14 protein-coding genes are annotated in these 13984 nt (G+C 67.6%); 12 read left to right on the top strand and 2 right to left on the bottom strand.

The genetic code is table 11. From position 1 onward, the window contains the following. Window positions 1-67: 67 nt before the first annotated feature. On the bottom strand, window positions 68-994 hold the full coding sequence (locus ASE31_RS20380) for an alpha/beta fold hydrolase (protein WP_057203627.1): 927 nt from the start codon (window positions 992-994) through the stop codon (window positions 68-70). 198 nt (window positions 995-1192) lie between these two features. Here ASE31_RS20380 and ASE31_RS20375 point away from each other — a divergent pair, with 198 nt between their 5' ends. The 10 genes from ASE31_RS20375 (at window position 1193) to ASE31_RS20330 (ending at window position 10306) form a co-directional block, all read left to right on the top strand. Then, on the top strand, window positions 1193-2197 hold the full coding sequence (locus ASE31_RS20375) for an AraC family transcriptional regulator (protein WP_082604276.1): 1005 nt from the start codon (window positions 1193-1195) through the stop codon (window positions 2195-2197). Window positions 2198-2319: 122 nt separating this feature from the next. Next, on the top strand, window positions 2320-3600 hold the full coding sequence (gene andAc, locus ASE31_RS20370) for an anthranilate 1,2-dioxygenase large subunit AndAc (protein ID WP_057203625.1): 1281 nt from the start codon (window positions 2320-2322) through the stop codon (window positions 3598-3600). A gap of 13 nt (window positions 3601-3613) precedes the next feature. Continuing rightward, the gene (gene andAd / locus ASE31_RS20365; RefSeq protein WP_057203624.1) at window positions 3614-4132 is read left to right on the top strand and encodes an anthranilate 1,2-dioxygenase small subunit AndAd; all 519 of its coding nucleotides are present in this window, start codon (window positions 3614-3616) and stop codon (window positions 4130-4132) included. 9 nt (window positions 4133-4141) lie between these two features. Beyond that, a complete protein-coding gene (andAb, locus tag ASE31_RS20360; RefSeq protein WP_057203623.1) occupies window positions 4142-4504 on the top strand; it encodes an anthranilate 1,2-dioxygenase ferredoxin subunit AndAb in 363 nt (120 codons plus the stop codon). A 63-nt stretch (window positions 4505-4567) separates the two neighbouring features. Further along, window positions 4568-5782 carry an ABC transporter substrate-binding protein gene (locus ASE31_RS20355; protein WP_157412596.1) on the top strand — a complete coding sequence of 405 codons (1215 nt, stop codon included), beginning with the start codon at window positions 4568-4570 and terminating at the stop codon, window positions 5780-5782. Between the two features lie 37 nt (window positions 5783-5819). After that, window positions 5820-6740, top strand: coding sequence for a branched-chain amino acid ABC transporter permease (locus tag ASE31_RS20350; protein ID WP_057203622.1), 921 nt, complete (start codon window positions 5820-5822; stop codon window positions 6738-6740). Window positions 6741-6742: 2 nt separating this feature from the next. Next, window positions 6743-7732 (top strand): branched-chain amino acid ABC transporter permease, encoded by a 990-nt coding sequence (locus ASE31_RS20345; protein ID WP_082604275.1) that lies wholly within the window; start codon window positions 6743-6745, stop codon window positions 7730-7732. Continuing rightward, window positions 7729-8502: an ABC transporter ATP-binding protein gene (locus tag ASE31_RS20340; protein WP_057203621.1), complete on the top strand. Its 774-nt coding sequence runs from the start codon at window positions 7729-7731 to the stop codon at window positions 8500-8502. Before ASE31_RS20345 ends, ASE31_RS20340 begins: the two co-directional genes overlap by 4 nt. Then, a complete protein-coding gene (locus ASE31_RS20335) occupies window positions 8499-9218 on the top strand; it encodes an ABC transporter ATP-binding protein (protein ID WP_057203620.1) in 720 nt (239 codons plus the stop codon). Before ASE31_RS20340 ends, ASE31_RS20335 begins: the two co-directional genes overlap by 4 nt. 17 nt (window positions 9219-9235) lie before the next feature. Further along, window positions 9236-10306 carry a CDP-6-deoxy-delta-3,4-glucoseen reductase gene (locus ASE31_RS20330; RefSeq protein ID WP_235514705.1) on the top strand — a complete coding sequence of 357 codons (1071 nt, stop codon included), beginning with the start codon at window positions 9236-9238 and terminating at the stop codon, window positions 10304-10306. 7 nt (window positions 10307-10313) lie between these two features. Here the strand turns inward: ASE31_RS20330 and ASE31_RS20325 are convergent, their stop codons facing one another. Further along, window positions 10314-11357: an AraC family transcriptional regulator gene (locus ASE31_RS20325; protein WP_057203619.1), complete on the bottom strand. Its 1044-nt coding sequence runs from the start codon at window positions 11355-11357 to the stop codon at window positions 10314-10316. A gap of 246 nt (window positions 11358-11603) precedes the next feature. Between ASE31_RS20325 and ASE31_RS20320 the strand changes: the two genes are divergently transcribed. Continuing rightward, window positions 11604-12404 carry an SDR family oxidoreductase gene (locus ASE31_RS20320; RefSeq protein WP_200961145.1) on the top strand — a complete coding sequence of 267 codons (801 nt, stop codon included), beginning with the start codon at window positions 11604-11606 and terminating at the stop codon, window positions 12402-12404. A gap of 12 nt (window positions 12405-12416) precedes the next feature. Further along, window positions 12417-13961 carry an NAD(P)/FAD-dependent oxidoreductase gene (locus tag ASE31_RS20315; RefSeq protein ID WP_057203618.1) on the top strand — a complete coding sequence of 515 codons (1545 nt, stop codon included), beginning with the start codon at window positions 12417-12419 and terminating at the stop codon, window positions 13959-13961. The last annotated feature ends 23 nt before the right edge of the window (window positions 13962-13984 follow it).

Raw genomic sequence — 13984 nt, 5'->3', positions numbered from 1 at the left:
AGGCCTGCAATGCCCCTTGCCCTTGTGAAAACGGCCGCAGAACAGGGCCGCAGGATGGCTCAGCCTCTCAGCAAGACAGGTGCCCTTCGATCAGCCGCGCCACCGCTTCGGGCTGGTCATGGTGCAGCATGTGGGCGGCGTCCTGCACCACGGCCGTGCGGCAATTGCGCACGTGGGTCAGGCGCTGGTGGTATTCGCCCAAGTCGTAGCGGCCCTTCCACCACTGGCCCAGGCTGTCGTCGCTGGCCTCCACAGCCAGCACCGGCGCGGAGATGCGCTCGTACAGGGCCAGGGCTTCGTCGAGCCGGTACAGCTGCGAGCTTGTGATCTTGTGCGCCGGGTCGCCCAGTATCTCCCACCGGCCTTGTGCATTGGGCTCTGCCCAGTGCTGGGCCAGCCAGTCGGCCTTGTCCTGTGACAGGCGCGGGTTGGTCTTCATCAGGCGCTGGGCCACGCCGTCCACGCCCCCGTAGGCCTTGAGGGCCATGTCGCCCGTCTGCAGCTTCTTGATCTCGTCGATCCACTGGGCATAGCGCTTGGGCGCCTGCTCGGGCTTGGTGGCGGGCATGCCGAAGCCCTCCAGGTTGACCAGGCGGCGGATGCGCTCGGGCCGCACGCCCGCATACATCATGGCGATGTTGCCGCCCATGCTGTGGCCCACCAGGTCCACCGGCTGGTCGCCCACGTAGTGGTCGAGCAGCAGGTCCAGGTCGGCCAGGTAGTCGGGAAAGGTGTAGTGGTCGCAGGGCGTGGGCACTTTGCTCAGGCCGAAGCCGCGCCAGTCGGGGGCGATGATGTGCCGGCCATCGGCGAACGCGGCCGAGAACGCATCCACAACGAACTGGTAGGAGGCGCCCACGTCCATCCAGCCGTGCACCAGAACCAGCGGGGGCCTGACCTTGTCGCTCGATGCCTCGCCCCAGTGGCGGACGTGGTAGTTCAGGGTGCGGATGGGGACGAACTCGCTGCGCGAGGTGCGGACGGTGGAATACATGGACGAGCGATGTGAAAGGGTGAACAGGCGTTGCTGCTATGGTACGTCGGCAGCCTGGCGGTGGTGGCTGCGGGGTTGTCGCATTGGCGCCTGCCGAGCCATGGGTATGGAAATTGCTGAGGTTGACGCAAATCAAAGCGGTGCGCTCCGATGCGTGCTGCGCCCCCACCCACGCCGAGGTCCTGCCTGATGGTTCCCATGTCTGCCCTGTCCCTGGATCTGTCGGCGCTGCAGCAGCGCCCGCTGTTCACGTCGGACCTGCGGGTGGACTCCCATGACCTGGTGGCGCGCGAGTTCTCGGACCATGGGCTGAAATGGTGCGGCGGGCCGGTGGCCACCTCGCTGTCCAAGGTGCGGGTGCGCCAGCTGCAGCTGTTCATGCTGCAATACGGTGCGGAGGTGGAGATTCGCCCGCGCCCCTTCGACGACTTCGTACTGGTGCACCTGTCGCTTTCGGGCACGGCCGAGATGGTGTCCGACGGCGTGCCCATCCGCCTGCCTGCCGGCGCCGCCGCGCTGATCGCGCCGCGCCACAACCTGCACATGCGCTGGCAGCAGGGCGCGCGCCAGCTCATCCTCAAGGTGCCGTGCCAGTTGCTGCGCGCCTGGGCGCCCGAGTCGCTGGTGGGTGATTCGACCTTTGTTCACCCGCTGCTGCCGCTGAGCGCAGGGCAGGGCCAGCAGTGGCACTTTCTCATGCAATCGTTGCTGCACGTGAGCCAGCAGGCGGTGGAGAGCACCGCGCATGCGCGCTGGGTGGACCACATGGAGAGCAACGTGGCGCTGTTCCTGGCCTCCTGCGCGCAGAGCGTGCCGGTGCCTGCGGCGCCCATGGTGCCCTTGCTGGACGCGGGTGCCGGCAACCCCTTGCCAGGCGCGCATGGCGATGTGCGCCGGCTCGACCGGCTCGACGCTTACATGCGCAGCCGCCTGTGCGCGCCCGTGGCGCTGGAAGACCTGGCGCGTGCCGCCGGTGTCAGCGTGCGCGGCCTGAACATGCTGTGCCAGCGCCACCATGGCGAATCACCCATGGCGCTGCTGCGCAACATGCGGCTCGACGCGGTGCGTGCGCGCCTGCAGGAGCGCCCCGGCCACTGCGTGACCGATGCGGCGCTGGAGTTCGGCTTCGGCCACCTGGGCCGCTTTTCGAGCTACTACCGCGAGCGCTTCGGCGAGCTGCCGAGCCAGACCAGCTTCAATTGAGCGGGCGCCACTGCACATTTGCAAGAACCGGACAGGCCCGCAGCGCCGCGTGCCGATAGTGGATAGCGGGGCAGGGCGTTGATTTCTAGCATGGAGGCATACCAATCGAAGAGGTCTCGTCCATGTCTGAAATCCCCGTCGTCGAAGTCGCGCCACCCGTTTCGCTCAAGGCGCAGCGGCAGGTATTCTTCCCGCAGTCCGATGGCTCCAGCGTGCCCTACCGGGTGTTCAGCTCGCAGGAGGTGTACGAGCGCGAGCAGGAGCGCATCTTCCGCGGGCCGGTGTGGAGCTTTCTGGGGCTGGAGGCCGAGATTCCGAACGTGGGCGATTTCAAGTCCACCTTCGTCGGTGATACCCCCGTGGTGGTCACGCGCACGGCCGAGGGGCTGGCCTGCTGGGTCAACCGCTGCGCCCACAGGGGCGCCATGGTGTGCCGTGAAAAGCGCGGCAACGCCGCCAGCCACACCTGCGTGTACCACCAGTGGAGCTTTGCGGCCAACGGCGACCTGCAGGGTGTGCCGTTTCGCCGCGGCCAGAAGGGCATGGTCGGCATGCCCAAGGATTTCAAGACCGAAGAGCACGGCCTGCAGAAGCTGCGCGTGGACAGCTACAAGGGCCTGCTGTTCGCCACCTTCAGCGAGGACACGCCGCCGCTGCCTGAATACCTGGGCGAGCAGATGCGCCCGTGGATCGACCGCATCTTCCACAAGCCCATCGAGTACTTGGGCTGCACGCGCCAGTATTCCAAGTCGAACTGGAAGCTGTACTTCGAGAACGTCAAGGACCCCTACCACGCCAGCCTGCTGCACCTGTTCCACACCACCTTCAACATCTTCCGCGTGGGGATGAAGGCGCGCTCCATCCCCGATGCGAACCATGGCCTGCACAGCATCATTACCGTGACCAAGCCTGAGGTGGAGACGGACACCGCCGCCGCCTACAGCGCGCAGAACATCCGCTCCATGGACGAAGGCTTCGAACTTGAAGAGCCTGCACTGCTCGGCCAGATCCAGGAGTTCGACGAGATGACCACCAACCACATCCAGCCCATCTTTCCGCAACTGGTGGTGCAGCAGATCCACAACACGCTGGTGGCGCGCCAGCTGCTGCCCAAGGGGCCGGGCAACTTCGAGCTGGTGTTCCATTTCTTCGGCTACGCCGACGACACGCCCGAGCTGCGCGAACTGCGCATGCTGCAGGCCAACCTGGTGGGGCCCGCGGGCTACATCTCGATGGAAGACACCGAGGCCACCGAGCTGGTGCAGCGCGGCACGGTGCGCGACGGCGACAAGCACTCCTACATCGCCATGGCGCGCGAGGCGCCCGAGCAGATGGACACCGTGATCACCGAGAACCTGATCCGCCGCTTCTGGGTGGGCTACCAGGGACTGATGGGTTACTGAAGGACCGCACGCCATGACCACGATGACCACCCCTACCGCCCCCATCGAGATCAGCCGCCAGGAGCGCCTGCAGCTGTGGACCGAGCTCTTGGAGCTGCAGCACCGCTACGTGAGCGCGCTGGACAACAACCGCCTTGAAGAGTGGCCGGGATTTTTCGTCGAAGAGGGCCGCTACGAGATCATTCCCAAGGAGAACTTCGACGCAGGCTTTCCCGCGCCCATCATGTACTGCCGCAACGCCGGCATGCTGCGCGACCGCGTGCTTTCGCTGCGCAATGCCAACATCTTCGAGGACCACGTCTACCGCCACGGCACCTCGGGGCTGGTGATCACGGCGGTGAAGGACGGCGTGGTGCACACCCAGTCGAGCTACGTGGTGGTGATCACCGGCACGGCCGGCGAGTCCAGCGTCTACCAGGCCGGCACCTACCTTGACGAGGTGGTGCAGCACCAGGGCGAGTGGCGCTACCGCAGCAAGCGCGTGGTCTACGACACCTCGCGCGTGGCCACCTTGCTCGCCACCCCCATCTGAGGCCCTGCCATGCAAACAAGCACCGAAAACGCACCTGATCGGAGCGCAGCGCTCGCCGATGGCATAGCCGCGTGGCACGACGTGGGCGAACCCGAGGATTTTCCCGACGGTGCCGTATGGCCCGTGGTGGTGGATGGCCTGCCCGTGGCGGTGTTCCGCGACGGGGAAGGGCTCTTTGCCCTGTACGACCTGTGCACCCATGGCGCCGCCAAATTGTCGGATGGCTGGGTGGAAGACGGCTGTGTGGAATGCCCCTTGCATCAGGGCACCTTCGACATCCGCACGGGGGCGCCTTGCAGGGCACCGGTCACCGAAGCGGTGCGCACATTCCCGGTGCGCGTGGTGGCAGGGCGTGTCGAAGTGGGGCTTTGACACCCGCATCCGCAGCGCTCCCGGTTTTTTGGTTTTCCTTTTGTTGATGGATAAGGATTGAAGATGGCACAACTCTCCCGCACCTCGCTTCGCAACCGGCTCGAAGTAGTCGCTCTGGCCGCACTGGCCACTTTGGCGGCCTGCGCAAGCTTCACAGCAACGGCGCAGCAGGGCCCCATCAAGGTCGGCATGGCGCTCGACATCTCGGGCCCGTTCGCCGGCCCCGGCGCCGATGCGCGCGACGGCTTCAACCTGGCCATCAAGAAACTGGGCGGCAAGCTCGGTGGCCAGCCGGTGGAGTTCGTGCAGACCGACATGGCCGGTAGCCCCGACCAGGCCAAGCAGCTGGTGGACCGCTTCGTGCAGCGCGAGAAGATCGACCTGTTCACCGGCCCCATCGCCTCCAATGTCGCGCTGGCCGTGGCACCCACGCTGTTCGCGGCCAAGGTGCCCTACCTGTCGAACAACGCCGGCCCGAGCCAGTTGGCCGGTGCGCAGTGCAATGCCTACTTCTTCGGCACCGCCTACCAGAACGACCAGTACCACGAGGCCGCGGGCCAGTTCGCGGCCGACCGCGGCTTTGGCCGCATGGTGCTGATCGCTCCCAACTACCCTGCCGGCAAGGACGGGCTCACGGGCTTCAAGCGCAAGTTCAAGGGCACGGTGGCCGACGAGATGTACACCAAGGTCGGCCAGATCGACTATGCAACGGAGCTGGCGCAACTGCGCGCCGCCAAGCCCGAGGCGGTGTACTTCTTTTTGCCCGGTGCCATGGGCATCAACTTCATCAAGCAGTTCGTGGGTGCGGGGCTGTCCAAGGACATCATGCTGGTGACCAGCGGCTTCTCAGCCGACGAGGACATCATCGGCGCGGTGGGCGAGCCCATGCTGGGCCTGTTCAACACCTCGCACTGGGCGCATGACCTGGACAACGCGGCCAACAAGGCCTTCGTGGCCGCCTTCCGCAAGGAATACGGCGGGCGCTACCCGTCGATCTACGCTGCGCAGGCCTTCGACGTGATCAGCGCCATGGACTCGGCCGTCAAGGCCGTGGGCGGCAAGGTGGCCGACCGCGAGGCCCTGGTCAAGGCCCTGGCCAAGGCGCAGTTCCCCTCGGTGCGCGGCAGCTTCCGCTATGCCAACAACCACTACCCGGTGCAGAACTTCTACCTGCGCACCATCGGCAAGAACGCCGAAGGCCGCGTGACCAACAAGACCATCAAGACGGTGCTGGAGAACTACGGCGACGCTTTCTCCGCCCAGTGCCCGCTGAAGTGACCTTGCCACGATTGCCCCTGCGCAGCCCCTTCACGCCATGAATCCGATCCTCGTCATCGAGCAGTTGCTCAACGGAGCCGGCTATGGGCTCATGCTCTTCCTGATCGCAGCGGGCCTGACCCTGGTCTTCGGGATCATGGACGTGATGAACCTCTCGCACGGCTCGCTGTTCATGGTGGGCGCCTACGTGGCGGCCACCGTGCATGTGCACAGCGGTTCGTTCGCGGGGGCGGTGCTGGTGGCGATTGCCGCCACGGTGCTGGTGGCGGTGCTGCTGGAGGTGACGCTGATGCGCCGCCTGTATGGGCGTGACCACCTGGCCCAGGTGCTGGCCACCTTCGGCGTGATCCTGGTGGCCGACGATGCGGTCAAGATGATCTGGGGCCCATCGCCCGTGATGGCGCCCACGCCTGCTGCGCTCTCGGGCCCGGTGGAGCTGTTCGCCGGGCTGCCTTACCCCTCGTACCGGCTGGTGGTGCTGGCGGCCGGGGTGCTGGTGGCAGGCCTGTTGTACCTGCTGGTCAACCACAGCCGCGTGGGCATGCTGGTGCGTGCGGGGGCGTCGGACCGGTGGATGGCCGAGCTCATGGGCGTGCGCGTCAAACGCGTGTTCAGCGGCATCTTCGTGCTGGGCGCGGCGCTGGCGGCCCTGGCGGGGGCCCTCATGGGCCCGCTGATGGCCGTGCAGGTGGGCATGGGCGAGGCCATCCTGATCCCGGCGCTGGTGGTCATCGTCATCGGCGGCATCGGCTCGGTGCGTGGGGCCTTCGTGGCTGCGCTGCTGGTGGGGCTGGTGGACACCATCGGCCGCGCCTTCTTGCCGCTCTTGCTGCGTGCCACCCTGCCACCCGCCGTGGCCGCCGACCTGGGCCCGCTGTGCGCCGAGGTGGCCATGTACGCCTTGATGGCGGCGGTGCTGAGTTTTCGCCCTGCTGGGTTGTTTTCTGCCAAGGCCTGAGCATGTCCGCTTCCCTGACTTCTTCGCTGCCTGCGGGCGCTGCAACGCCACTCTGGCGCGGTGCACTGCTGCCGCTGGCCTTGCTGGTGGCGCTGGCGCTGTTCCCGCTGGTGGCATCGGCCCTGGGCCTGGATTTCTACATCGGCTTCGTGCGCCGGGTGCTGGTGGTGGCGCTGGCCGCCGCCAGCCTGAATTTCATCATGGGCTTTGGCGGCATGGTGGCGCTGGGGCATGCGGGCTTCGCCGGCGTGGGCGCCTATGCGGTGGTGGTGATCAGCGATGCGGGCGCCACCTCGGCCTGGGTCGTCTGGGGCTCTGCCATGGCTGCTGCCGCGCTGGTGGCGGCGCTGGTGGGCGCCATCTCGCTGCGCACCAAGGGCGTGTACTTCATCATGATCACGCTGGCCTTCGCGCAGATGCTGTACTTCGTGTTCGTCTCGCTGCGCAGCTATGGCGGCGACGACGGCTACACGCTACCCATGCGGCCGGCGCTGGGCCTGGGCCTCGATGTGATGCACGAGCCCACGCTGTACTGGGTGGTGCTGGCCTTGGTGGCGCTGGTGCTGTGGTGGCTGGACCGGGCCACGGCCTCGCGCTTCGGTGCGGCGCTGGCGGGCATTCGCGACAACGAAACCCGCATGCGCGCCCTGGGCTACCCGGTGTACCTGCTGCAGCTGGCGGCCTTCACGCTGGCCGGTGCCATCGCCGGCCTGGCGGGTGCGCTGCTTGCCACGGGCAACAGCTTCGTGAGTCCGTCGATGATGCACTGGACGCAGTCGGCCACGCTGATCGTGATGATCGTCATCGGCGGCCTGGGCCGGCGCTGGGGCGGGCCGCTGGGCGCCGCCGTGTGGCTGGCGCTCGAAGAGGTGCTCAAGCTGCACACCGACTACTGGCACATGCCGCTGGGCGTGCTGTTGATCGCCACCGCGCTGTATGCGCCCAAGGGCCTGGCCGCGCTGGCGGACCTGCGCGCAAGGAGCCTGAGATGAGCCTCTTTCAAGTGCAGGGCCTGGTCAAGCGTTTTGGCGGCCTGCTGGCCACCGACCATGTAGACCTGTCGGTGGCGCATGGCGAGGTGCATGCCCTCATCGGACCCAACGGCGCGGGCAAGACCACGCTGGTCAACCAGATCTCGGGCCTGCTGGCGCCCGACGCGGGCCGGGTGCTGCTCGACGGTGCCGACATCACCGCGCTGCCCATGCACCGCCGCGTGGCCAAGGGGTTGTCGCGCTGCTTCCAGGTCACGCGCATCTTCCCGCAGCAGAGCGTGCGCGACAACCTGTTGCTGGCCGTGCAGGCGCACAGCGGGTCGAGCTTTCGCTTCATGCAGCCGCGTTCGCAGGCCCATGGTCTGTACGAGGCCGCCGACCGCCTGGCCGAGCGCGTGGGGCTGCAGGCCAGCATGGGCGAGGTGGCGGGTGCATTGCCGCATGGCGCACAGCGCACGCTCGATGTGGCGCTGGCGCTGGCCTCGGCCCCCAAGCTGCTGCTGCTGGACGAGCCCATGGCCGGCATGGGGCCGGACGAATCGCTGCAGATGGTGCAGCTCATCGAAACCCTGCGCAAGGACATGGCGGTGCTGCTGATCGAGCACGACATGGAGGCCGTGTTCCGCCTGGCCGACCGCATCTCGGTGCTGGTCTATGGCCGGGTGCTCACCGCCGGAACGCCCGACGAGATCCGCAACAACGCCGAGGTGCAGGCCGTTTACCTTGGTACTGAATCACTGGGCACCGAAACCCTGGAGACGACCCCATGAGTGCGCCCGAGCCATTGCTGAGCTGCCAGGGCCTGGAGGCCGGCTACGGCGTGAGCCAGGTGCTCTTCGGCATCGACCTCGCCATCGCTGCAGGCGAGGTGGTGTCCCTGCTCGGCCGTAACGGCATGGGCAAGAGCACCACCATCAAGACCCTGGTAGGGGCCTTGCGCCCCACGGCCGGCGGCATCCGCTTTGCGGGGCAGGCTACCGGGGCGATGAAAAGCGACGCCATCGCCCGCCTGGGCCTGGCCATCGTGCCCGAGGGGCGCCACGTGTTCCCCAACCTCACGGTGCGCGAGCACCTGCTGGCCTTTGCCGACCACCGCAACGGCCTGCGCGATGCCTGGGATATGGAGCGCATCTATGGGGTGTTCCCGCGCCTCAAGGAGCGCCAGAACCACCTGGGCAACCAGCTCTCGGGTGGCGAGCAGCAGATGCTGGCCATCGGCCGGGCGCTGTCGACCAACCCGCGCCTGATCATCCTGGACGAGGCCACCGAGGGCCTGGCCCCGGTCATCCGCGAGGAGATCTGGCGCTGCCTGGCCACGCTCAAGGCCGCCGGGCAGACCATTCTGGTGGTCGACAAGTACGTGCACCGCCTGGTGGGACTGGCCGACCGCCATGTGATCCTGGAACGCGGGCGCGTGGTCTGGCAGGGCGATTCCGCCGCGCTCAATGCCGACCGCAGCTTGTGGTCGCGCTACCTCACCGTCTAAGCCACCAAGGGTTTCCCATGCAGATGATCGAAGAGGTCGGCGCAGCCGTGGCCGAAGTGCCTGTGCATGCCATCACCCTGTTACCTTCGGGCAAGGCCTTCACCAGCCAGGCGGGCGAAAGCGTGCTCGATGCCGCCCTGCGCCAGGGCATCTTGCTGCCCCACCAGTGCAAGACCGGCACCTGCGGCGCCTGCCGTGCCCGGGTGGTCGGTGGCAAGGCGGCGTGCCTGCCCGGCGCGCAGCCTGCTGCCCTGGCGCCGGACGAAGCCGGGCAGGGCGTATACCTGCTGTGCTGCACGCAGGCGAAAAGCGACCTGCGCATCGAATGCGCCGAGATTCCCCACATCCCCGGCATCGCCGTGCGCAAGCTGCCGGTGCGCGTGGTGGCCATGGAGCGCCTGGCGCCCGATGTCATGCGCGTGCAGCTGCAGCCCCCGGCAGGCCAGCGCCTGCACTATGCCGCCGGGCAGTATGTGGACGTGCTGCTGCCTGGCAACCGCCGGCGCAGCTACTCGCTGGCCACGCCGGCCCGTGACGGGCAGGAGCTGCTGGAACTGCATATCCGCCACCTGCCGGGCGGCCTGTTCACCGACCAGGTGTTCGGCAAGCTCAAGGTGCGTGACGTGCTGCGCATCGAGGGACCGTTCGGAACCTTCGGCATGCACGATGGCGCATCGCAGGCGCCGGCCATCCTGCTGGCCAGCGGGACCGGCTTCGCGCCCGTGAAAGCGCTGGTGGAGCAATTGCTTGCAGCCGGCAGCGAACGCCGCGTGCACCTCTACTGGGGCGGCCGTGCGCGGGCCGATCTGTACCTGCACGGCCTGTGCCTGGAGTGGGAGCAGGCCCTGCAGGGCCGCCTGAGCTATGTGCCCGTGCTGTCGGATGCGCCCGAGGCCGATGCCTGGGCCGGCCGCACCGGCTGGGTGCACCAGGCCGTGCTGCAGGACCATGCGGACCTGTCGCAGCACGAGGTGTATGCCTGTGGTGCCCCGGCCATGGTGGATGCTGCCCGGCACGACTTCGCCGCGCTGGCGGGCATGCGGCCCATGGCGTTCTTTGCCGATGCCTTCGTGGCGCAGCCGGGGTGAGCCGGATTCAGTGGGGCTGGCCGTTGCGCTGGCGGGTGTCCGACGGGGTCTCGCCAAAGCGCCTGCGGTAGCCCTCGGCAAAGTGGCCCAGGTGAAAGAAGCCGTAGCGCGCCGCGATGTCCGAGACCTGCGGCGCACGCTCTGCCAGGGAGGGCTGTTGCAGTGCCGCGCGCGCCGCATCGAGCCGCAACTCGCGCAGGAAGGCCATGGGGCTCTTGCCTGTGCACTGTGCAAAGGTCTGCTGCAGCGACCGGGCGCTAATGCCCACATGCGCGCACACCTCGGCCAGGGTGATGGGCAGCTCCAGCCGGCTGTGCATGAACTCCTGCGCGCGCTTGACCACGCGCGGCAGCACCACGGGTGCGCTGCCCGGCATGGCCGTGCCGGCGCCCAGGGCCTGTGAATAGTTGTGCTGCGTGGACAGCAGCAGACTGGTGAGCAAATGGTTTTCGGCCTGCTCGGCCAGCACCGGGTGGCCCAGCAGGAAGGCGTTGGTCTCCACCGCCGAGCGCAGGTAGGCAATGAAGCTGGCCATGCCCATGAGCGCGGGCTGGGCCAGGTCCACCCCTAGGTCGAACACCAGTGGCTGCTGCACCGGTGCCTGCAGCAGGGCCGACAGGCGGGTATGCAAGGCCGCGCGGTCGATCTTGACGATGAACTGCGGGCTGTCTTCGTGCCAGCGCATGGACAGCGGCTCGGTGGGCGAGGGCAGCGAGGCCATGAGCGCATGCGATTCCACCGCCTGGCCGCCGCAACGCACCGTGGCGCCACCGCGCAGCGGTATCTGCAGCAGGTAGAAGCCGCCCAGGTGGCCCGGCTCGATGCGCACGGCCGGGCCGTACTGCACGTAGTTCAGGCTGGCATCGCGGTGCAGGGGCACGCTGTGGTGGCAGGCATCGAGCTGCGCGCCCCGGTGCAGGGTCGCCAGCTCGTGCGGGCAGAACACGCGGCCAACGAACTCGCGCGCCTCGTCCAGGTCGTGGCTGTCGAACAGGCGAAAGCGCTCCAGCGGTAGCGGGTGCGCGGTGCTGCTCTGCTGGGCGGTGTGCATGCGGTTCGGCCGGTGGGGTGTTGGTTCTTGGGCAAGCACGAAACACGCCACGGCAGGGGGCGCGAAAACATGCGTTTGCGGGATACGCCCTGCGCTTTCGGGATGCGGATGCGCGGGCTGCCTTTCTATTCTTGTGCAGGCCCCGGGTGCTGCGCAAGAGCGTTAGCACCCGGGTGCACAGGGCGGATGTGACGGCGTGTTACCGCTGATGCACTGCAACATGTTTCGGACAACACAGGAGTCAGCATGGTCCAGGGATTCGACAGCATGCGCGGCAAGAGCGCGATCGTGACCGGGGGCGCCACCCTCATCGGCGCCGGGGTGGTGCGTGCCCTGCACCAGGCTGGGGTGCGGGTGGTGGTGGCCGACATCAACGCCGAGGCCGGGCAGGCGCTGGCGGACGAGCTGGGGGTCGGGGTGCTGTTCAGCCGTACCGACATCACTGATGACGCCCAGGTGGCCGCTTGTGTGGCCCTGGCCGCAGAACGCCACGGCGGGGTGAACTACTTGGTGAACCTGGCCTGCTCGTACCTGGACGATGGCATCGCCTCGCCGCGCGAGGACTGGCTGGCCTCGCTCAACGTCAACCTGGTCAGTGCGGTGATGGTGCTCAAGGCCGTGCGCCCGCATTTCCAACAGGCCGGGGGTGGGGCGGTGGTCAACTTCACCAGCATCTCCTCGGGCGTGGCGCAGACTGGGCGCTGGCTGTACCCGGTGGGCAAGGCGGCCATGGTGCAGCTCACGCGCAGCATGGCCATGGACCTGGCGGCCGAGGGCGTGCGCGTGAACAGCGTCTCGCCCGGCTGGACCTGGTCGGCCATCATGGACCAGCTCACCGGCGGCGACCGCGCCAAGACCGACCGCGTGGCCGCGCCCTTCCACCTGCTGCGCCGAGTCGGCGACCCGGCCGAGGTGGCCAATGTGGTGCTCTTCCTGTGCTCGGACCTGGCCAGCTTCGTGACCGGTGCCGACTATGCATGCGACGGCGGCTACTCCGCCATGGGGCCCGAGTCGCACGAGCCCGCCATTCCCAAACTCATGTCCTGAAGGAGCGCCACCATGACCAGAACCGTAGGCATCATCGGTGCCGGCTTTGCCGGCCTTTCCACCGCCAAGGTGCTGCGCGCCTTCGGCTTCGAGGTGACGGTGTTCGAGAAGGAGCCCGACGTGGGCGGCGTCTGGGCTGCTTCGCGCCGCTACCCGGGCCTGACCACGCAGAACCCGCGCACTACCTATGCGCTGTCGGATTTTCCGATGCCGGCCAGCTACCCCGAGTGGCCTTCGGGCCAGCAGGTGCAGGCCTACCTGCAGTCGTATGCCGAGCACTTCGGACTGGTGCCGCACCTGCGCATGTCCACCACGGTGGAGAGCGCCGTGCTGGACGAAGAGGCCGGCGTGTGGACCCTGAAGGCGCGCCGAGCAGCAACCGGCCAGGGCGGCGCCTTGCCGGCCGAGGTGCACCGCTTCGACTACCTGGTGGTGTGCAACGGCATCTTCAGCGAGCCGGCCGTGCCGCAGTACCCGGGCGCGGATGCATTCGTGGCTGCTGGCGGGCGCGTGTGCCATACCAGCCAGTTCAACGACGCGAACGAGGCGCGCGGCAAGCATGTGCTGGTGGTGGGCTACGGCAAATCGTCGTGCGACGTGGCCAATGCCATCGCGGCCGACAGCGCCAGCACCACGGTGCTCGCGCGCCAACTGATCTGGAAGATCCCGAAGAAGTTCATGAACGTGCTGAACTTCAAGTTCCTGCTGCTCACGCGCATGGGCGAGGCGCTGTTCAAGTACATCGAGCCCAAGGGGTTCGAGAAATTCCTGCACGGCCCGGGCTTGCCGGTGCGCAACTCCATGCTGGGCAGCGTGGAGTCGGTGGTCACGCGCCAGCTCAAATTGCGCGAGATCGGCCTGCACCCGGGAACGCCGCTCGAAACCATCGCCCGCAGCACCGTGAGCCTGGTGACCGACGGCTTCTACGAGAAGGTGGCTGCCGGCGAATTGGGTGTGCGCAAGGGCGTGAGCATCCGTACGCTGCAGCCCGGCCAGGCCGTGCTGAGCACTGGCGAGACGGTGCCCGCCGACCTCGTGGTCTGCGGCACGGGCTGGCACCAGCAGGTGCCGTTTCTGGACAGCAGCGTGCTGCAGCGCGTGACCGATGCGCGCGGCAACTTCCGGCTGTACCGCTCCATTTTGCCCGTGGGCATGCCGCGCCTGGCGTTCAACGGCTACAACTCCTCGTTCTTCAGCCAGCTCAACTGCGAGATCGGTGCGCTATGGCTGGCCAACCACCTGCGCGGCGGGCTGCAGCTGCCACCCCCAGACCAGATGAACGCGCAGATCGACCGGCGCCTGGCCTGGATGGAGGAGCGCACCGACGGCAAGCATTCCAAGGGCACCAACATCATCCCGTTCTCGGTGCACAACATCGACGAGTTGCTGCAGGACATGGGTTTGCCCCTGGGCGTGCTCACCCGCTTCAAGCAGTGGCTGGGGCCGGTGGACCCGGCGGACTATGCTGTGGTCACGCGGCAACTGCTGGCGCGGCATGCCGGCGCATCCCCTGCGGCTGGTGCGTCGCAGGCCGTGCCCGGTGCTACCGCTTCCTGAAACTCCCACGAACCCAAGACCAT

This window comes from Acidovorax sp. Root217 (genome assembly GCF_001428645.1).
Taxonomy (GTDB): domain Bacteria; phylum Pseudomonadota; class Gammaproteobacteria; order Burkholderiales; family Burkholderiaceae_C; genus Acidovorax.
Note: the sequence above shows the minus strand (reverse complement) of the source record. Positions and strands in the feature narration are given on the sequence as shown.

Coding starts and splice junctions, on each gene's coding strand:
- ASE31_RS20380 (WP_057203627.1), bottom strand. CDS start 994: ATGTATTCCACCGTCCGCACCTCGCGCAGCGAGTTCGTCCCCATCCGC.
- ASE31_RS20375 (WP_082604276.1), top strand. CDS start 1,193: ATGTCTGCCCTGTCCCTGGATCTGTCGGCGCTGCAGCAGCGCCCGCTG.
- andAc (WP_057203625.1), top strand. CDS start 2,320: ATGTCTGAAATCCCCGTCGTCGAAGTCGCGCCACCCGTTTCGCTCAAG.
- andAd (WP_057203624.1), top strand. CDS start 3,614: ATGACCACGATGACCACCCCTACCGCCCCCATCGAGATCAGCCGCCAG.
- andAb (WP_057203623.1), top strand. CDS start 4,142: ATGCAAACAAGCACCGAAAACGCACCTGATCGGAGCGCAGCGCTCGCC.
- ASE31_RS20355 (WP_157412596.1), top strand. CDS start 4,568: ATGGCACAACTCTCCCGCACCTCGCTTCGCAACCGGCTCGAAGTAGTC.
- ASE31_RS20350 (WP_057203622.1), top strand. CDS start 5,820: ATGAATCCGATCCTCGTCATCGAGCAGTTGCTCAACGGAGCCGGCTAT.
- ASE31_RS20345 (WP_082604275.1), top strand. CDS start 6,743: ATGTCCGCTTCCCTGACTTCTTCGCTGCCTGCGGGCGCTGCAACGCCA.
- ASE31_RS20340 (WP_057203621.1), top strand. CDS start 7,729: ATGAGCCTCTTTCAAGTGCAGGGCCTGGTCAAGCGTTTTGGCGGCCTG.
- ASE31_RS20335 (WP_057203620.1), top strand. CDS start 8,499: ATGAGTGCGCCCGAGCCATTGCTGAGCTGCCAGGGCCTGGAGGCCGGC.
- ASE31_RS20330 (WP_235514705.1), top strand. CDS start 9,236: ATGCAGATGATCGAAGAGGTCGGCGCAGCCGTGGCCGAAGTGCCTGTG.
- ASE31_RS20325 (WP_057203619.1), bottom strand. CDS start 11,357: ATGCACACCGCCCAGCAGAGCAGCACCGCGCACCCGCTACCGCTGGAG.
- ASE31_RS20320 (WP_200961145.1), top strand. CDS start 11,604: ATGGTCCAGGGATTCGACAGCATGCGCGGCAAGAGCGCGATCGTGACC.
- ASE31_RS20315 (WP_057203618.1), top strand. CDS start 12,417: ATGACCAGAACCGTAGGCATCATCGGTGCCGGCTTTGCCGGCCTTTCC.